This window comes from Brevundimonas sp. FV1ye29L (genome assembly GCF_058681095.1).
Map to the genome: position 1 here is coordinate 204404 of NZ_CM178730.1, position 17494 is coordinate 221897.

General features: G+C 65.5%; 19 protein-coding genes. 4 read left to right on the forward strand and 15 right to left on the reverse strand.

The window, feature by feature from the left end; all coding sequences use genetic code 11:
• Positions 1–18: 18 nt before the first annotated feature.
• Positions 19–489, forward strand: a complete 471-nt coding sequence (locus ACW17W_RS01060; RefSeq protein ID WP_492078510.1) for a PaaI family thioesterase — start codon at positions 19–21, stop codon at positions 487–489.
• Between the two features lie 136 nt (positions 490–625).
• Here the strand turns inward: ACW17W_RS01060 and ACW17W_RS01065 are convergent, their stop codons facing one another.
• The gene (locus tag ACW17W_RS01065) at positions 626–1411 is read right to left on the reverse strand and encodes an SDR family oxidoreductase (protein ID WP_492078512.1); all 786 of its coding nucleotides are present in this window, start codon (positions 1409–1411) and stop codon (positions 626–628) included.
• Positions 1408–1710 (reverse strand): 4a-hydroxytetrahydrobiopterin dehydratase, encoded by a 303-nt coding sequence (locus ACW17W_RS01070; RefSeq protein WP_492078514.1) that lies wholly within the window; start codon positions 1708–1710, stop codon positions 1408–1410. The genes ACW17W_RS01065 and ACW17W_RS01070 overlap by 4 nt, the downstream gene beginning before the upstream one ends.
• Before the next feature lie 106 nt (positions 1711–1816).
• On the opposite strand from ACW17W_RS01070, the gene ACW17W_RS01075 reads away from it, so the two are divergent.
• Genes ACW17W_RS01075 through ACW17W_RS01085 form a run of 3 tightly spaced genes read left to right on the forward strand, consistent with a single transcriptional unit; the run spans position 1817 to position 4761 of the window.
• Entirely contained in the window at positions 1817–2617 is an 801-nt protein-coding gene (locus ACW17W_RS01075) for a class I SAM-dependent methyltransferase (RefSeq protein ID WP_492078515.1), read from the forward strand.
• Complete coding sequence (gene ubiB / locus ACW17W_RS01080) at positions 2605–4221, forward strand: 2-polyprenylphenol 6-hydroxylase (RefSeq protein WP_492078517.1); 1617 nt, start codon at positions 2605–2607, stop codon at positions 4219–4221. The genes ACW17W_RS01075 and ubiB overlap by 13 nt, the downstream gene beginning before the upstream one ends.
• Positions 4222–4254: 33 nt before the next feature.
• Positions 4255–4761: a hypothetical protein gene (locus ACW17W_RS01085; protein WP_492078519.1), complete on the forward strand. Its 507-nt coding sequence runs from the start codon at positions 4255–4257 to the stop codon at positions 4759–4761.
• Positions 4762–4767: 6 nt separating this feature from the next.
• Here ACW17W_RS01085 and arfB read toward each other — a convergent pair whose 3' ends face one another.
• From arfB to ACW17W_RS01150, 13 genes are all read right to left on the reverse strand, one after another.
• Entirely contained in the window at positions 4768–5166 is a 399-nt protein-coding gene (gene arfB / locus ACW17W_RS01090) for an alternative ribosome rescue aminoacyl-tRNA hydrolase ArfB (RefSeq protein ID WP_492078521.1), read from the reverse strand.
• Entirely contained in the window at positions 5163–5624 is a 462-nt protein-coding gene (locus tag ACW17W_RS01095) for a YaiI/YqxD family protein (RefSeq protein ID WP_492078523.1), read from the reverse strand. The genes arfB and ACW17W_RS01095 overlap by 4 nt, the downstream gene beginning before the upstream one ends.
• 124 nt (positions 5625–5748) lie before the next feature.
• Positions 5749–7116, reverse strand: coding sequence for an amidohydrolase family protein (locus tag ACW17W_RS01100; RefSeq protein ID WP_492078525.1), 1368 nt, complete (start codon positions 7114–7116; stop codon positions 5749–5751).
• Complete coding sequence (locus tag ACW17W_RS01105; RefSeq protein ID WP_492078527.1) at positions 7116–8612, reverse strand: amidohydrolase; 1497 nt, start codon at positions 8610–8612, stop codon at positions 7116–7118. Before ACW17W_RS01105 ends, ACW17W_RS01100 begins: the two co-directional genes overlap by 1 nt.
• A gap of 327 nt (positions 8613–8939) precedes the next feature.
• Positions 8940–9788, reverse strand: coding sequence for a CatB-related O-acetyltransferase (locus ACW17W_RS01110; RefSeq protein WP_492078529.1), 849 nt, complete (start codon positions 9786–9788; stop codon positions 8940–8942).
• A 37-nt stretch (positions 9789–9825) separates the two neighbouring features.
• Positions 9826–11970, reverse strand: a complete 2145-nt coding sequence (locus ACW17W_RS01115) for a glycosyltransferase (RefSeq protein ID WP_492078531.1) — start codon at positions 11968–11970, stop codon at positions 9826–9828.
• Between the two features lie 160 nt (positions 11971–12130).
• Complete coding sequence (locus ACW17W_RS01120; RefSeq protein WP_492080352.1) at positions 12131–13051, reverse strand: NAD-dependent epimerase/dehydratase family protein; 921 nt, start codon at positions 13049–13051, stop codon at positions 12131–12133.
• Between the two features lie 84 nt (positions 13052–13135).
• Entirely contained in the window at positions 13136–14122 is a 987-nt protein-coding gene (gmd, locus tag ACW17W_RS01125; protein ID WP_492078533.1) for a GDP-mannose 4,6-dehydratase, read from the reverse strand.
• A 64-nt stretch (positions 14123–14186) separates the two neighbouring features.
• Positions 14187–14519 carry a hypothetical protein gene (locus ACW17W_RS01130; protein WP_492078535.1) on the reverse strand — a complete coding sequence of 111 codons (333 nt, stop codon included), beginning with the start codon at positions 14517–14519 and terminating at the stop codon, positions 14187–14189.
• Positions 14509–15264: a glycosyltransferase family 2 protein gene (locus ACW17W_RS01135; protein WP_492078537.1), complete on the reverse strand. Its 756-nt coding sequence runs from the start codon at positions 15262–15264 to the stop codon at positions 14509–14511. The genes ACW17W_RS01130 and ACW17W_RS01135 overlap by 11 nt, the downstream gene beginning before the upstream one ends.
• The gene (locus tag ACW17W_RS01140) at positions 15261–15890 is read right to left on the reverse strand and encodes an HAD family hydrolase (protein WP_492078539.1); all 630 of its coding nucleotides are present in this window, start codon (positions 15888–15890) and stop codon (positions 15261–15263) included. The genes ACW17W_RS01135 and ACW17W_RS01140 overlap by 4 nt, the downstream gene beginning before the upstream one ends.
• Complete coding sequence (locus tag ACW17W_RS01145; RefSeq protein ID WP_492078541.1) at positions 15887–16501, reverse strand: PI-PLC domain-containing protein; 615 nt, start codon at positions 16499–16501, stop codon at positions 15887–15889. The genes ACW17W_RS01140 and ACW17W_RS01145 overlap by 4 nt, the downstream gene beginning before the upstream one ends.
• Entirely contained in the window at positions 16498–17466 is a 969-nt protein-coding gene (locus ACW17W_RS01150) for a glycosyltransferase family 2 protein (protein WP_492078543.1), read from the reverse strand. The genes ACW17W_RS01145 and ACW17W_RS01150 overlap by 4 nt, the downstream gene beginning before the upstream one ends.
• Positions 17467–17494: the final 28 nt, after the last annotated feature.

Sequence of the window (17494 nt, forward strand, 5' to 3'; positions counted from 1 at the left end):
TGTTCCCAAGGATTGACCATGGCCGACACCGCTCCCACTGGCGCCCTGACGCTCGACTTTGCCACATTGTCGGGACTCGAGCAGCTTCGGTTGGGCCTCGAAGGGCGCACGCCCATGGCGCCCATCGCCCGAACCGTCGGCTTCGAACTGGTGGAGATCAAGGAGGGCCGGGTCGTATTCGACGGCCTGCCGACCCGGGCCGTCTATAATCCCCTCGGTACGGTTCATGGCGGCTGGATGGCGACCCTGCTGGACTCGGCGTGCGGCTGTGCGGTCCACACAATGCTCAAGCCCGGCTGGAACTATACGACGCTGGAGCTGAAGACCGTCTTCCACAAGGCGCTGAAGGCGGACATCCCGGTTCAGGCCGTCGGGACCATTGTGCAGATGGGGCGCAGGGCGGCCTTCTCCCAAGCTGAACTACGCGGGACAGACGGGACGCTCTACGCCACGGCCACCTCGACCTGTCTGGTGATGGAACCCAAATGAGAGACAATCACCTCCGTCATCCTCGGGCTTGACCCAAGGATCGGGTGTTGCGCGATCTGTGCGTCGATATCCGCGCGCGAGCGGTTGATTGTCCGGCCCTCGGGTCAAGCCCGAGGGTGACGACGTATCAAGGCGATCATTGCGCGGTCATGCCGCCGTCGATCTTGAACTCGGATCCCGTGACGAATTTCGACTCGTCCGAGGCCAGATAGATCACGGCCCAGGCGACATCATCGGGCTCTCCGATGCGTTTCAGGGGAATGCCGCGCGCCAGCCGCTCGTGGGCCTTGGCCTCATCGCCGTGGGCCATGGCCACGAAGGGATCGAGGATGGCGGTCTTGATGAAGACCGGATGGACCGAGTTGACCCGGACGTTCCAGTCCTGTTTGGCGGCCTCCAGGGCAATGGTCTTGGTGTACATCCAGACGCCCGCCTTGGTGGCGTTGTAGGCGCCCATGCCGGGCGCCCCGGCAAGGCCCGCGATCGACGAGATGTTGATGATGGAAGCCGGCGCCGCGGCCCGAAGATGGGGCATGGCGTATTTGCAGCCGAACATCACCGAGCGCAGATTGATCTCGTACTGACGTTGCCAGTTCTCGGCCGTGTCGTCCTCGACGAAGGCCAGGGGGCCGCCGACACCGGCGTTGTTGACCAGCACCGACAGGCTGCCCATGGCCTCGACCGCGGCCGCAATGACGGCGGTCCATTGATCCTCCGAGGCCACGTCATGGGCGAAGGCGAAGGCGGCGCCGGGATGGCGGGCGTTGACGGCGGCGGCCAGGGCCTCGACACGGCCGCCGTCGATGTCGGTCAGGGCCAGTTTCGCTCCCTCGCCCGCCATGCGGTGCGCCATCGCCTCGCCCAGACCGCCGGCCGCGCCGGTGATCAGGGCGGCTTTTCCGTTCAGTCTTCCCGCCATCATGTCCCTCCCAGGGTTTGTGCGGCCTCGTCGATGAAACGGGCCATCTTGATATCCAGTGCGGTGACGCCGCCGGCGTCATGCGTCGTCAGCAGAACCTCGACGCGATTGTAGACGTTCGACCATTCGGGGTGATGATCCATCCGGTCGGCCATCAGGGCGACCCGGGTCATGAAGCCGAAGGCGGCGTTGAAATCGGCGAACGCCAGCTTGCGCAGAATCGCGGGCCGCTCGCCGGGCGCGACGCTCCAGAGCGGCAGGGCTTTGAGCGTTTCCGCAACGTCAACAACAGCTTGCGTCATGAGGCGATCTCCCTGGGGGTCCGGCGTAGCGCGAACGGGAGGCGGCCACAAGGATGCGGCCATCGCCCCCGGTGACGCGGCGCGCCAGAGGGGCTAAACCCCGGACATGACATCCGCCGCTCCCCATTCCCGGCCCGAGGCCCACGCCTCCTCCTTCGGTTTCCGCGACGTGGACGATCGTGAGAAGGTGCAGCTGGTGCGCGGCGTGTTCGACAGCGTGGCGTCCAACTATGACCTGATGAACGACCTGATGAGCGCGGGCGTCCACCGGCTGTGGAAGGACGCGGCGGCGGCGAAGCTGAACCCGCGTCCGGGCGAGATCATTCTCGATGTCGCCGGCGGCACCGGCGACATGGCGCGGCGCTATGCCCGGATGGCGCGTCGGGCGCAGGAACGGCGGGGCGGCGCCGACGCCTCGGTCATCGTCATGGACTATAATGCCGAGATGGTGCTGGCCGGGCTGCACAAGGACAATGAGAAGGGGACGGGCGAGCCCGAGGTCAGCTGGTCGGTCGGGGACGCCATGAACCTGCCCCTGCCCGACGCCTCGGTCGACGCCTATTCGATCAGTTTCGGCATCCGCAACGTGGCCCATATCGATCAGGCCCTGGCCGAGGCGCGGCGCGTGCTGAAGCCCGGCGGCCGGTTCCTGTGTCTGGAGTTCTCGCGCCCGACCACCGGGGTCATTCGCAAGGCCTATGACGCCTGGTCGTTCAACGCCATTCCGGCCATCGGCCAGTGGGTGGCGAAGGACCGCGACAGTTATCAGTATCTGGTCGAGAGCATCCGTCGCTTCCCGGACCAGGCGGCCTTCAAGGGGCTGATCGAGGCCGCCGGTTTCCGCAATGTGACGGTGACGAACCTGTCGGGCGGCGTGGCGGCGATCCATTTCGGGTGGGCGATCTGACCGACCTCCAGACGTCGCGCGCGCGGACATACCGGACCGCGCCGGAACCGCCGAAGGCCGTTCCCGTCCGTGACCCGATCGGTGCGGCCTGGCGGCTGCTGGGCTGGCTGTTCGTTCTGGCGCGGCATGACGCCCTGGCGCCGCGCGAGATCACGCCCCTGCTGCCCGGCTGGGCCCGGCCGATCGCGCATTTTCTGCACCTGTTCGCCGGTCGGGAAGGCCGCGACGGGCGCCCGGGCCAGAGACTGGGCCGGGCCTTCGAACATCTGGGGCCCGTGGCGATCAAACTGGGTCAGGTGCTGGCCACCCGGGCCGACATCTTCGGCGCCGAGTTCGCCACCGATCTGGGCCGGTTGAAGGACCGTCTGCCGCCCTTCCCGATCGAACAGGCGCGGCGCGAGATCCAGCGCTCGCTCGGTCGATCGACCGAGAGTCTGTTTGTTGATTTCGGCGAGGCGGTGGCGGCGGCCTCACTGGCCCAGGCCCACCCCGCCTGGCTGGCCGACGGGCGCAAGGTGGCGGTCAAGGTCCTGCGCCCCGGGGTCGAACGCCGGGTGGCCCAGGGACTGGACTCCATGCGTCTGGGCGCCCGCTGGGTGGACCGTCTGGCGCCGGCTGCGCGGCGGCTGGAGCCGGCTGCGTTCGTAGAGACCGTGGCCCGCTCCATGCAGATGGAGCTGGATCTGCGTCTGGAGGCCGCCGCCGCCTCCGAGATGAAGGAGGTGATGGAGAAATCCGTCGCCGACGGCGGGGGGCATATGCGTGCCCCCGCGGTGGTCTGGGACGGGGTCGGCAAGCGCGTCCTGACGCTGGAGTGGGCCCAGGGGGTCGCCATGACCGATCCGGCCTGTATCGAACAGCCCGGGCTGGACAAGGACGCCCTGGCCGACAACGCCGTGCGCGCCTTCCTGTCCCAGGCCCTGGACCACGGGGTGTTCCATGCCGACCTGCATGAGGGGAATCTGTTCGCCTCGGCCCCGGCCGAACTGACGGCGGTCGATTTCGGCATCGTCGGCCGGCTGGGCGAGGGCGAGCGGCGCTATCTGGCCGAAATCCTGTGGGGCTTCCTCAATCGCGACTATCCGCGCATCGCACGAGTGCATTTCGAGGCCGGCTATGTGCCGCCGAACCATTCGGTCGACGCCTTCGCCCAGGCCCTGCGCGCGGTCGGCGAGCCGGTAATCGGGAAACAGGCGTCCAAGGTCTCGATGGGCCGGCTGCTGGGCCAGCTGTTCGAGATCACCGCCCTGTTCGATATGCATCTGAGGCCCGAGCTGATCCTGCTGCAGAAGACCATGGTCTCGGTCGAGGGGGTGGCCCGGCGGCTGAACCCCGATCACGACCTGTGGGCCGCCGCCCAGCCCGTGGTCGAACGCTGGATCCTGCGCGAACTCGGCCCCCGGGCCCAGGTGCGGGATGCGGTGCGGGAGCTGATCAGCGGGGCGCGGGCGGTGTCGCGGCTGGTGCAGGATCCGCCCCGGTCCGAGCCGGTGGTGGTCCGGACATACGGAACACCGCGCTGGCTGGCGATTTGTGTCATCATCGCCACCTGCGCCTCGATCGGCGCCCTTGTTCTGTCGCTTTGGTCGGCCATCCACGGCTGACCGACGGGCTGCGGCCCGGACTGGAGACCGCCGATGACCCGCACCCTGTCGACCCTGATGCTCATGGCCGCCCTGGCGACGCCGTTGGCGGCCGAGGCCCTGACCGTTCAGGAACCGGCGGCGGCGGCCCGTCTGCCCAATACCTTTGACCCGCCCCGGGCGGCGGCCCGCGCCCAGACGCCGCCGCCGCCGGCCCCGACCGGACCTCCCGCCGGGGCCGAACCGGTCGATCCTGTCCGCGCCGCCGCCGCCGAGGCGATGCTGAAGACCACCATTGCCGCGATGCAGGCCGGATCGCCCAACTACAGCGACATGTCCGAGGACCTCGCGGGCAAGGTTCGCGAACAGTCGTCGGCCATTACCCCGCTGATCCAGAGTTTCGGCGCCCTGCAGTCGATGGCCCATGTCGGGGTCGAGAACGGCGCCGACCTGTTCCTGGTCGGGTTCGAAAACCAGATCACCCAATGGATCATCGCCCAGGACGCCGAGGGCAGGATCATCGCCCTGCTGTTCCGTCCGGCCTCCGCTCCGGGCGCCTGAGCCGGTTCAGTCCAGGCCCGGCTTGCCCCGGCCCGATTTGATGTCGCCGCGTTTGGACTTGGCCACGAGCCGCCGTTCCTTCGACGCCCGGGTCGGTCGGGTCGGCACGCGGTATGTCGGGGCGATCAGGGCCTTGTCGATCAGGCCCTGGAGCCGCTCGATGGCGTCGGCCCGGTTGCGCTCCTGGGTGCGGTAGCGGACGGCGGTGATCAGGATGACTCCGTCCAGGGTCAGGCGACTGCCCGCCAGCTTCATCAGCCGGGCCCGGACGGGCTCGGTCAACGACGGCGAGTTGCGCGCGTCGAACCGCATCTGCACCGCCGTCGAGACCTTGTTGACGTTCTGGCCGCCGGGACCGCCCGCGCGGAAGAAGCGGAACTCCAGCTCGCTCTCCGGAATGATCACCGCACGACCTTCCGCGCCCGGACGACGGCGGTGTCGAGCGCCTGCAGGAAGCGCGACCGGTCGGCCGGGCCGAACGGCGGCGGGCCGGACGTGGGCAGCCCCATCGACCGCATATGCTCTCCCACCATCCGCCCGGCCAGGGCCGAGCCGATAGAGTCCGGGCTGAAGGCCTGGCCGTTAGATTTCAACGCCTGGGCGCCGGCCTTCAGGCAGCGATCGGCCAGGGGAATGTCCGAGGTGATGACCACGTCGCCCGGTCCGGCCCGTTCGGCGATCCAGTCGTCGGCCACGTCAGGGCCGGCGTCCACCACCACCTGTTCGATGAAGGCGTCGCGGCGGGTGTTGATCCAGCTGTTGGACACCACGAAGACCTTGAGGCCATAGCGCTCGGCCACACGATAGACCTCGTCCTTCACCGGGCAGGCGTCGGCGTCGATGAAAAGGCGGGTGGCGGTCATGAAGGGATGAGGTTCGAGGCACGAGGTTTGAGGGATCAGGGGCAAGGGGCGAGGGCCTTTCGCCTGCTGTCCCCATACCCCCTTAGTCCCTCGAACCTCGTCTCTCAAACCTCATCCCTGCCCCCTACTGCCCGTAAGCCACCGGCATGGCGCCGCGGCCGCCGTTCAGATAGCGGTCGCGCAGTTCGGTCTGGCGGCTGGTCAGGGGCTGTTCGCGGCCATTGACGAAGATGGCGGCGGGGCGGCTGAGCGGCTCCAGCGGGTCGCCGGTCCAGACCACCACGTCGGCGGCCGCGCCGGCGGTCAGCTGTCCGTACTGGCCCTCGGCGCCGAAGATGCGAGCCGGATTGACCGTCAGTGCGGCGATGGCGGCGGCGTACGGCAGGCCGTGCGAGACCGCATTGCCGGCGTTGTAGCGGGCCTCACGGGCGCGGTGGACCGAGCCTTCATTGCCCTTGATGGCGATCAGCACCCCGGCGGCGTTCAGGGCGGCGGCATTCTCCATCCGGGCGGCGCGACGCTCGAAATCACTGGGCAGGTTGGCGATGGCGTTGACCAGAACCGGGACCCTGGCCGCCGCGATCTGGCCGGCGACCAGCCAGCCCTCCTCGGCGCCATCGAGAATCAGTTTGACGCCTTCCTCCTGACCCAGGCGCAGCACCTGAAGAATGTCGGCCGCCCGGTGGACGGTGACGATCAGGGGCATGCGGCCCTCGGCCACGGGGATCAGGGCCTCCAGATCGGCGCGCGACAGGCTGAGATCGCGCAGGCCGGCCCGGTCATAGGCGGCCTTGTTGCGGGCATACAGGCGGACCTCGGCGAGGGTCTCCCTGAACTGGGTGAACTGGGCGCCGCGCGCCCCGCCGGCGATGCCGGCCCCGGCCTCGCCGAAGGGGGCGACCATGGCCACGCGGGCCTTGACCAGAATGTCCGTGCCCTGGCCCAGATGGACCACGGCGGCCTGGCCCGCGAACAGGCCGGGAGACTGCAGTCCGCCGCCGCCGACGCCGGCGAAGTCGTGGTCGCCGTCGTCCTGATGGCTCGAGAAGCCGCCGCCGCCGCCCGCATGGGCCGGCACGACCACGGCCCGGGTGATGCCGCCGAGACGGGCCACCGGCAGGGTGAAGGACCAGGGGTCCAGACCATAGGAGACATCGAAGGAGGCGCTGATTGCGTTGGAGCCGTTGGACAGGTCGTTGGAGCCATTGACGGAAGAGACCTCCGACGCGCCGAGACCGGCATCGACCACGACCAGGCCCGGAGAAACCGTCTTGCCGGTCGCGTCGATGATCCGGGCGCCGGCCGGCGCCGCCCCGGTTCCGACCGAGACGATGCGGCCGTCACGCATGACGACGGTCCCGTTCTCGATGACGGATGATCCGGTCAGCACCTTGCCGCCGACAATGGCCACGAGATCCTGCGCCATGGCGGGCGCGGCGGTGAAGGCGAGAAGGGCGGCGACAGTCGCGGCCTTGAAGATTTGGCGCGACATCAGCGGGCTCCCTCGGCGACGTTGGCGGCGGTCAGGCCGTAGCCGGGCTGACCCAGTTCGAAGTCGGACGTGGGCTGATAGGCGGGATCGAACCGGTCAAAGGCCTTGCCGCCGTCGATGAAGACCTGATCGGCGCGGGCATAGACCGAAAGGGGGCTGGCGCTCCAGATCACGATGTCGGCGCGTTTGCCGACCTCCAGGGAGCCGGTCTCCTTGTCGATGCCGATGGCCCGGGCGGCGTTCAGGGTGAACCAGCTGATAGCCCGCTCCTCCGGGATGTTCAGCCCGGCCTCGCGACCGGCGGCCAGGGCGACGGCGGCCTCCTGATTGAGGCGCTGGGTCAGTTCCGGATCGTCGGAATGGATCACGGCGCAGGAATTGGCCGGGGCGTCCACCAGGGCGGCATTGGCCTCGATGGCGTCCAGACCCTCCATCTTGAAGCCCCACCAGCCGCTCCACATGGCGGCGCAGACGCCGTTCTCGGCCAGGGCGGGCGCCAGTTTGTAGGCCTCGATGGCGTGGTGGAAGGTGGTGATCCGGTAGCCAAATTCTTTGGCGATATCGAGCATCACCGCCATCTCGTCCGCGCGGTAGCAGTGGTTCTCGATCAGGATGGAGCCATCCAGCACCCCGGCGAGGGTTTCGTTCTGGAGGTTGCGCGTCGGCGGGTCGCCCTGACCGGTCTCGCGCCATTTGTCCCATCTGGCCTTGTAGTCACGGGCGGCGATGAAGGCGGCGCGGTAGCCGGCCACATTGCCCATGCCCGTGGCCGGGCTCTGGTTGCGCGACCCGTAGACGCGGCTGGGGTTCTCGCCGCAGGCCATCTTCAGCGTGTGCGGCGCGCCCGGGAACTTCATCCCCTGCATGGTCAGGGAGGGGACGTTCCTGACCGTCACGCCGCGTCCGCCGAACAGATTGGCCGAGCCGGGCAGGATGCCCAGGGTGGTCACCCCGCCGGCGCGGGCGGTGTTGAAGCCCGGGTCCTGGGGCCAGATGGAATGTTCGGCCCAGACCTGGGCGGTATTCGGACTGGTCGCCTCATTGCCGTCGCTCATGCCCATCACCCCCGGCGAGGGATAGACGCCGAGGTGGGAGTGGACGTCGATCACGCCCGGCGTCACGAACCGGCCGCGCGCATCCACGACCGTATAGCCCGCCGGCACCGGTGTCTCGGCCCCGCCCACGGCCGAGACCCGGCCGTCGGTGATGACCACCACCCCGTTCTCGATCTTGCGGCCCGCGCCGTCGAAGACGGTCGCCCCGACGATGGCGGCGTTGGTCGAGGGCAGGGGCCGGTAGGTCGAGGGGAAGGGATCAGGATTGGCCGAGGCGTCGAGGCCGACGGCCAGGGTTTTCGGCCTGTTCGACGTCGTTGCGGCCGGTGCGGTGTCGTCCGCGCCCGGCGCGTCGGATCCGGTGGTGGCGCAGGCCCCGAGCGCCATGACGGCGCAGGCCAAGGCCGCAAGGCTGACGTCCCGCAGACGGCGATCGATCATCTGAACCCCTGTTCTATTCCCCGGGACCGCCCCCTGGCAGCCCCGTCACTGAACCGCAGCATAGAACCGGCTATGCCCGCCGGCGTCAAAGCGTTTCAGCATCCGGACATGGGGCCCGGCTTGTTCCTTCTGAATATATGTAACCTGGGCGTTCTGGTGTGACGTCGGGAGCAGACGCCGGGCTAGTCGCCACTTGACCTAGAAAGCGGTCGCATAGTGTGTGGCTCATAGATAGCAATACGATGACATCAAGGGGGTCATAGGTTCAATCTTTGTCGCGTCGACCATTTTAGCACCCGACCTGAAACGGATAGTTCCCCAAGGGATTCAGACCCGTTTCTTCAGGCCGAGCGCGCTGAGAGCGCGGGTCTTAGCGCTCTTGCGCGCGGGCGCGGGCGGCATTTCGGACTCCGCCGGAGAGGAAAACAGTTCCGTGACCGCAATGCCGCTCTCGAAGGGCCTGATTGTCCGGGCGGCGACGCGTTCGCCCAGTTCTCCCAGGAAGCGCTCTGGCTCGTCGAAACGCATAGCGCCGAAGTCCGGGAATGCGTAGCGCCACCATTCGCTGGCGAGCAAGGCCTCGATCGTCGGGTCGGGAAAGCGCATGCGGATGATGCGAGCGGGGTTGCCTGCCACCACGGCATATGGCGGCACCGATTTTGTCACCACGGCACCCGTGCCGACCGCGCAACCCTGCCCCAGGGTGATGCCCCGGGCCAAGGTGGCGTCCTGACCGATCCAGACGTCGTGGCCGATGGCCGGGGCGGGGGCAAGAGGAACCGGTGAGTAACGCGGCGTGAAGCCCGTATCGCCGAAATCCTTGATCGCGGCTCGAAAGGGCGCCAGCTCCATGTCTCCGGTCCAGGAGGAAGTAGTCAGGAACTGCATGGGATGGTTGCCGGGAAACACTGTGACATTTCCGGCGATGCAGCAGTAGCGGCCGATCTTCAGATCCATGTCCAGCGGGTTAAGATGCGACCAGCTGTAGGAAAAGGCGCCCATGCTGCAGAAGATCACGCCAGAGAAGAGCCCGGTGTATTTCTCGAGCACGACCTCGGGGTTGAACGACACGACCTGGCCGACGGTCAGACGCTCCGAGCCGTCGGGAGTCATGAATATCCGGTTCCGGCGCAGCGCCGCCAGGTCTTGGTGGGTCAGGATGCGGGTGATGCCCATGGATCGTCTCTAGGCCTTGGCAGGCCCCTGTGGGATTCTAGAGTGTGTCGAACTCTATGGCGTCGCGGAGGTCCATGCGCGCGCGCAGGTTGGACGAGCCTGTATAGCCCAGCGCCTTCAGGCCGACGACGAAGTCCCGGACGTCGACGCTCGGCACCTCATAGACGCCGTCGACGGTGATGGAGACGCTGCACAGACCATCGACGCCGACCTTGCCGAACAGGCGGATCATTCGTCCGCCCGCCAACGATACGGTGCTGGCCTTAAATACTTTCTTCGGATCGCCGCCACCGACAGAGATGGTCACCCCAGTTTCGCCATGCCACGGGGCGCAGTGCATCTGGATGAAGACGGTGATCTCCTCATCTCGTGGCAGGTCGGTCTTGAAGACGATCTCACTGAATCGGCCCTTCATCCAGGCTCCGTGGTTCTCCGGATCGTAGAACTGGTCGGCGATTAGAAGGCGGAACGGCGAATGCATATACTCTTGGATGGAGAAGCCTCCGCCAATAAGAGAACTTGGCTGAAACAGATAGCCCTCCGGGATCGAGACACTGCCGACGGGGGTGACGGGCGACTGGCTGAATTCAGCGATGCGCGACATCATGTCGGCTGTGACTTCCTCCCAGGAGCGGGGGACGAAATTCTCGACGATGTTGAGGCGACGGGCCTCTAGATAGTCGACGTCGACGATCATCTTGCGGAAGGTCTCGATCCCTTCGCGCAGATTAAGGGGATCGACGTAGTCGACGAAGTCTCCGCCGACCTCTGGAATGGAGGAGCTGTTTGAGGCGACGCACGGCTTGCCGTGCATCAGGCTTTCGCCCACCGGCAGGCCCCAGCCTTCGACATAGCTGGTGAAGACCGTGAACTGGCAGTGCTCGTAGACAGCGTTGAGTTCGGAATCCGTCAGATCGTGAACGAACTGCACCTTGCCGTCCAGATTGTCGGTGCCGTCGAGCAAGTCCATCAGGCCGTCGATGCGCCAGCCATGGCGACCGACGAAGATGAGGTGCGGTGTCTCCACCCCTTCGAGAGCTAATTGGCGCCAAGCGCTGACGACATAGGCGTGGTTCTTGCGCCCCTCGATCGTCGAGACGTAGGCGACGTAGTGTCTGCCCTTCAGGGCGTTGAGCTTGGCCGGCCACTGGCTGCCGGGCGAGCGGGCGGTCAAGGAGTGCGCCAAAGGAACGGCGGCGGCCGGGAACGTCCTGTCGCTCCGCTTGGACATGAACTCCAGCAGGGTGTCCTTGGTGCTGACAGAGATGGTCAGGACGAAGTCTACAATCCGGCATAGCTCGCTCACCGAGCGCGAGAAGTCGCGCACCAAGCCGGCGTCGCAGAACTCGGGGTGAGAAATTGGGATGATGTCGTAGATATAGGCCCCGATGCGGGCGCCGGCGCGTTTGGCCGCGATGAATCGGTCGGCAGTGTTGCCGTGGCTCCAGAAACAACCCAGCAGGATGATCGTCGTGCCGTGGCCTGGATAGACGGCAGTGGCATTGGACTCGCAGCGGTCGAGCTTCTCTCGCAGACGGGCGTGGTCAACATTCGCGCCCGAGGCATAAGCAATCATGTCGGCCAGATCGTCTGGCCGGATCTTCCAAAAAACGCTGCGCTCGATGTTGCCGTGCAGATCGTTGACAATAAAATGGGTATTGGGCCGGTTCTGGGCGATGCAGTCGGCGGCGATGCCGGCTTGAACCCTCTGGATGCCCGACATCGTCGGGTGGGCCTTCAGATAGCCGAACAAATCCTGGATCGAGAACAGCACCGCCCCGTCGGGAAGTTCATTTGCCAGCAGGCGGTCCGCATCAGCCAAGATCGAATGGGCACGCCCGCCGCTTTCGCTGTGGGGGTCCAGATTGTGCGCCCGGATATACAGGGTCAGGGCGTCGGAGTGGCGGCCCTCAGCTTTGGCAACGTCGCCCATTTTGGCGAGAAGGAGAGCGTTTGCGGGCTCGATGGACAGTGCCCGGGCGAAGAACTGGCCCGCTTCGACGGGGCGTCGCGCGGTCAGGGCCAAGTCGCCGACGGTGATGAGGGCCGCAGCCGAATCTCCCTGCTCCTTCACGTACTGACTTAGGGATGTGAAGCCCTCAACCGGCCGATCCGTGTCGAAATAGGCCCGAGCCTCCAAGAGCCTGTCAACGAGCTTGGCTGACTTCTGCTGACCAAACATTCCGCGTTTCCTTTTGCCGCCCGAGTCGTCAGCCGCGTCATCCATCCGTGAACCTGGACGCGCCCGGCGGAAGGAATAAAGGGGATGCGTCCGGTCGGACGATGGAGATCCACTAACCTATTTGTCGCTCACCCGGCAAACGAAACGGGCGTTTCCGTCATCAGTCGGAACGGGCGTCGGTGTCGGCCAGAACGTCGAGCAAAATCTGGTCCAGACTGCGCTTCGGCCGCCAGCCGGTGGCATTGGAAAGACGCTTGGCGTCGACGCACGCCATCGGGATGTCGAGGGGGCGCAGGCGCGCCGGATCGACGATGACAGAGGCGTGGTTGCCGGACAGTTCCAGCATCCGATTCAGGAGGTCCGAAATCACCCTGGGAACCCCCGACGCGATGTTGAAGACCGAGCGGTCGGGTAGGATCCCGGCCGCGAAGATCAGTTCCATGTAGGCATCAATCGCGTCGTCCACGTGCAGGAAGTCGCGTTTTGCGGACAGGTTGCCAACGCGGATTTCGGTGGCTCCCGAGCGAATCTGTTCGGCGAAGGACGGCAGGACGAACCGAGGATCCTGGCCCGCCCCGCCCTGGTTCGAGGGGCGGGCGACGATGAGTTTGCAACTATCCAGCACGTCAGCGAACATCATTTCCGACGCCAACTTTGAACGGGCGTAGGCCGTCAGAGGCTCCGGAACGACGTCCTCCGAAACCGGGATATCCCCGAAGGCGCCGCCGTACACCTCGGAGGAACTGGCATAGAGCAGTGTGGCGTTGGGTGTATGGGCCGCCATAGCCCGCGCCAAGGAGAAACTGCCCCCGAAATTCACCGCCCAAGTCGTGCCGGCCGTCTTGATCGCCTGACCGACGGAGGCCCGAGCGGCCAGATGGATAACGAGGTCCGGTCGGACCTCAGCGACGGCAGCGTCGATCGAGGCGTCGTTCTCGAGGTCGATCTGGATCCCGGACAAGCCTTGCTCATTGGGCACCCCGGAATGCCCCGCCGCGACCAGTCGTGAGCTGGCCGGTAGGGCCTCGCTCAGCCGTCGGCTGAGCCGACGGCCGACGAAGCCCGTGCTGCCCGTGATCATGACCACGGCGGGAGCCGGATTGATCTCAGAAAACAAGACTGCGGTTCCCTAGAATACGCGACGCAGCGGGTGGCGGGACAAGGGTCAGGCGGTGCGGGATGAATGCCGGGCGAGGTCCGCGTCAACCATTTCGCGAATCATCTCTTCCATGGTCGTGCTCGCCTCCCAGCCTAGAATGCGTTTGGCCTTTGCCGGATCGCCCAGCAGGACGTCGACCTCGGCGGGACGGAAGAACTGTGGATCGATCCGGACATAGTCGTCGGGCTTGAGACCGACGTGATCGAAAGCAACGTTGATCATCTCGCGAACGGTTACGGTGCGGCCGGTGGCGACGACATAATCGTCGGGCGTGTCATGCTGCAGCATCATCCACATGCCGCGCACGTAGTCGCGGGCATGGCCCCAGTCGCGCTTGGCGTCGATGTTGCCCATGGGCAGTTCGGTCAGCTTGCCCAGCTTGATCTGGGCGACGGCGTCCGTGACTTTGCGGGTCACGAACTCCAGGCCGCGCAGAGGGGACTCGTGATTGAACAGGATGCCCGAGCAGGCAAACATGCCGAAGCTCTCGCGGTAGTTCACAGTCATCCAGTGGCCCATCAACTTGGCCACGGCATAGGGCGAGCGCGGATAGAAGGGGGTGGTCTCGCTCTGTTCGGCTTCTTGAATCAGGCCGTACATTTCCGAGGATGAGGCTTGATAGAAACGGGCGTCAGGCGCTTCGAGACGGACCGCTTCCAGCATGTTGACCACTCCGACGCCCGTCGCTTGGGCAGTCAGGCTCGGCTGGGCCCAAGAGGTCTTGACGAAGGACTGGGCCGCCAAGTTGTAGACTTCGACGGGCTTGTACTCGCGGACTATGCGGCACATGCCGCCCAAGTCGAGCAGGTCGCCGTCGACCAGCTCGACCTGATCCGTAATGCCTAGCCAGTCCAGACGGTGCGTCGCGACTCCGAAATGGCTGGAGCGGCGAACCACGCCCACCACTCTATAACCCTTGGAAAGCAGAAGCTGCGCCAGATAGGCGCCGTCCTGGCCGGTGATGCCGGTGATCACCGCGCATTTCTTCGTCATCGAGTCAAGATCCTTCGTTTTGTAGTCCGGGGTCGGCGACCCCGTCTCGGGTTGTAGTGGCGGCTCAGGACTGCACCGTCGCCACGAACTTGTCATTTGGCGCGGACGGCACCTTGACCACCACGGTGACGCAGTCGGTCAAAGCGAGGAAGTCGGTGGTCTCGCCAGACTCGATCGTCAGGATGTCCCCCGCCGACCACTCCTTGCCTAGCATACGCACCGATCCGCTGACGATAGCCGTTATCTCGGTGGCTACCTTGTGAAAATGCGCTGCTTCGTGGTCACCAGCCCTGTAGTGTTTAATTGCGACTTCGCAATCCGCTGATCGCAACACATGCGGGTTGAAATCGCCCACAAACCAACCTTTGGTCATTTCTTCGAGGCGGTCATGACGCATGGCGCTTCCTCTCGTCGATCTGGTAGTCGAGACTGAGAACCTGACGCTGGTCCTTCAGTGGGTGATAGAGCTGCGGATCGATGGCCGTGACAGCGATCCGCTTGTTCAGCAAGACCATTTCGTTCAACGACGGACTTATGTAGAAGACGCCGTTCAGGTGCGCGTCCTTCAGGATCATCCGCTGGACGCTGTCGATGAAATCGCGGGCGCGCGCATACCAGTAGAATCCGGCATTGGCCTGTCGGCTGATCGGGCGCTTCTCCGCCGCCTCCAGCACCCAACCGTCGGCGTCTGTGGTCACGAACGAATAGCGCGGATGCAGGGAATCGAAGGTCAAGATGCCGGCGTCGGCTTGCCGCGCCCGGAAGTCGGCGACCACGGCGTCATAATCGACCTCTATATGATCCGTCGCACTGACAATAATTAGTTCCTCGTCCGGGTTGAGGTGGCCGATCGCCAGAAGTGCCGTACAGGCGGCGCCGGCCGTTCGCCGGCGTACCTCGACTACGGCCGCGTCGGGGGCGAGCTGGCGGGCGATGTCGTCGACGTGCTGAGCGTCAATGTCGGTGCCGCGAAACGCGAAGATGAATTTCGACCCTTCCTCGAGGCGCAGGGCGTCGACTTGTCGTTCCAGCAGCAGCTTGCCGTCGATCTCCGAAAGCCAGATCGGATAGCCGGCCGGGGCGTCCGGAGCGGCCTGCTCACCCCCCCCACCGCCCCCGGCGGCCAAGATCAGGATATTCATGCGCCCCGCTCCTCGATCTCCAGAATGCGGGCGTCGATATTGGACAGGTTGACGTCCTCGACTCCCCTGACCACTAGGACGTGGGCACCCGACGCCCGCGCGGCCCGGATGCCGTGATCGTTGTCCTCTACGACCAAAGTCTCTTCCGGGGCCACGCCCAGCCGGTCCATGGCGAGGCTGTAGATATCCGGGTCGGGCTTGGGCCGGGCGACGTCCTCGTTGGACAGCATCAGTTGCAGATAGGCGTCCAAGCCGGACTTGCGCATCATGGTCTCTACGCTGTTGCGCACCGAATTGGAGGCGACCCCCAGCTTCAGCCCGCGCCGGGCGAGGGTCGACAGGGCGTATTCGTGCGCGAAGGTTGGCTTGCACAGCGAGTGGACGATCTCCATCGTGTAGTTCTGCTTCAACTCGTTTACGAACCCGTGCAGCTCTAGCGGAAACCGTTCGGTGATGGTCAGCAGCTCAAGCTTGCGACGCGTCGGCAGGCCATCGAAAGTCGTCAAATGGTCCGCTAGGCTGATCTCGAGACCGAACAGCCGCAAGGCGCGGTTGAGGGCGTCGTAGTGCCAGTCCTTGGCGTCGATCAGGACGCCATCCATGTCGAAGATGACAGCCTTGATCATTCGAAACGACTCCGGGCGAGGTCGGGCAGGTCGGTGCAGAGCATGAGGTGTCCTTCGGTGCCCGAAAAGCTCTCGAGCAGCGGCCAAAGTGTATCCGGGTCGCGGCCATGTAGTTCGGGAGAGACGATGCAGACCCGCTTTCCGGCGGCCAGATGCGCGTCGATCACCGAGCGATCGAACCAGATCGGTCCGAAGGAGTCCAGCCAGACCCCTGCCGCTTGGTCGTACAAGATCGGGGTGGTCTCGATGTCGCTGTGCCGCGTCAGGAAGGGCAGGCCGGCCGTCGCATAGCGCAGGGTTTCCGGCCCCGACATGTCGAAGGCGAACCAGTCGATGACCCGGCTGGCGAAGGCTTGGGCTAGGGCTCCCGACAGACCGTCGGCCTTGACATTCACCGCCAAGGGCAGGCCCGTGCCGTCGAACAGATCCAGAACCTCAGACCAGGGCTGCGCCCCAATCACTGCGGGATCATGCGACACGACCAGATCGCCGACCAAGTCGCGGACGTCGGTCTCGGTCCCGAAGCCCTCCGCGACGGTCCGCTCGAAAGCTACGGGCCGGTTCTTTTCGTCCGGTGTGCGCCAGAAGCCCCGATGGCTCAGGATGATCATGCAAAGGCCCGCAGGGGGGCCGAGACTTCCAGCGACAGGAACAGCTCCAGATCAGCCGGCGTGCCCAGTCCGTACATGCCTCCTGCCTCGGCTCCAATGTTGTAGATTGCGACCTGTTGGCCCTCGGCGATCAGTTCATTGTAGACCGGAGCCACGTAAAATTCTCCGTTAACGCGACGATCCGCCGCGATCATCTCGTCCGCCGCGCGGACAAAATCAGCGCCTGAGCTGAAATTGTAGATGCCAACGGTGGCCTCGTTGGAGATGACCTCCTTTTCGACGACCCGAGTGACCCGTAGGCCGGTCGCGTCAAGGCCGACGAACGACCATTTCGGGTCGTCCGCGCGCATGGTCATGATCAGGCCGTCGACGCCGTTCTGGGCCGCCAGATAGTCGTCGATCGAGATGTCGACGTACTGGTCGCTGTTTGCGATCATGATCGGGTCGGCGCTGATTAGATCGCGGGCCTTTAGGACCGTGCATGCCGCGCCTTCGGTCACGCCGTCGATCTCGACGATCTCACAGCCTGGCGCCCAAGCCTGAAGCCGGCTGCGCAACCCGTAGGCGGCGACGTGTTCGGCTTGGCAGATGAAGATGAACCGGTGCGGCCGCGAGGGAGTCAGATTGTCGATGACGACCTTGATCATCGGAGATTCACCAACCGGGATCAGCGGTTTGGGGTCCTTATAGCCGACGGAGCTGAAGCGGCTGCCGCGTCCCGCCATCGGTATGATGATCGATAGAAGGCCCATCGGTTTCCGCTGTTGAACGTTGAGGCGACCGCCGGACCGGGGTCTAGGCCGTACCGCCCAGTTTGTAAATTGCCGATGGTCGGTCGGCCCGTCGGCGCGAATGTCGGTACGTGGCGAAATCGCCAGAGACGGCTTGCCAACACGGGGCAAGCCGTAAACATAGAGTGCGCCGCAGCCCGAGAGCCCCGTGTCCAAACCGCCTGTTGTCGCCATTGTCTGCCGAGGTCCGCTTAGGACGCCG